The sequence below is a fragment of the Pseudoalteromonas sp. A3 genome, from assembly GCF_025942345.1.
GTDB lineage: Bacteria > Pseudomonadota > Gammaproteobacteria > Enterobacterales > Alteromonadaceae > Pseudoalteromonas > Pseudoalteromonas atlantica.
Genome location: NZ_JAPCKL010000034.1, coordinates 1 through 696 on the forward strand (window position 1 = coordinate 1; position 696 = coordinate 696).

A 696-nucleotide genomic window follows, 5' to 3' on the forward strand; every position below is an offset into this window, starting at 1 on the left:
TCATCTAATAACGCTTGCGAACTAAAACGTCCCTCCCAAAACCTGCCAGTGCAGTTATCTTCTTTATTTGCCCTGCGCGCAATGTATTCATTTAACATCCGCATAAACCAGCTAATACTTGATAGGCGCTCTCGATATTCCTTTACTGTTTGATTAAAAAATATGAGTTCTATTTTACTTAGCTTTTCGCCCTGTATATATTTTTGCGTGAGTAACGTGCCTTTACAGAGCTTATGCCAGCGAATGACAATCGCTTTGTCATTCAGCCTATTTGCTTTCTTATCATCAACATACAACACTAAGTGCGTGTGGTTACTCATAACAGCATAAGCACACACATTAATACAAAATATCTTGGCTAATTCAAGCAGCTTATCTTCAACCCACCCTCGTCGATGCTCGTAGGATTGACCAGTAAAACGGTCTTCACCACATAAAAAGGCACGCCGAACACAACGCGAGATACAGTGGTAATATTTTGTATCAACCAAACTTACTTGACGCTTTCTTGCGATTGCCATAAGACACCCTGCTTGTTTTTTACACTTACAAAAGCCTAGTACTTAGTTAGCCAAACTGCAAAAATTAGGATGGGTGTCTAGTTTATTCTATATTTATACTGAAAAAGTAGGGGTCTAATTAGGTACAATTATACTGCATGTTTTTTAATCAAAAAACAATCACTAATCTAATTAT

General features: G+C 37.5%; 1 pseudogene. It reads right to left on the bottom strand.

Features of this window, described 5'->3' with window-relative positions:
• Positions 1-521: pseudogene (locus tag OIZ54_RS20255) on the bottom strand (transposase); the annotation flags it as partial.
• Positions 522-696 lie beyond the last annotated feature (175 nt).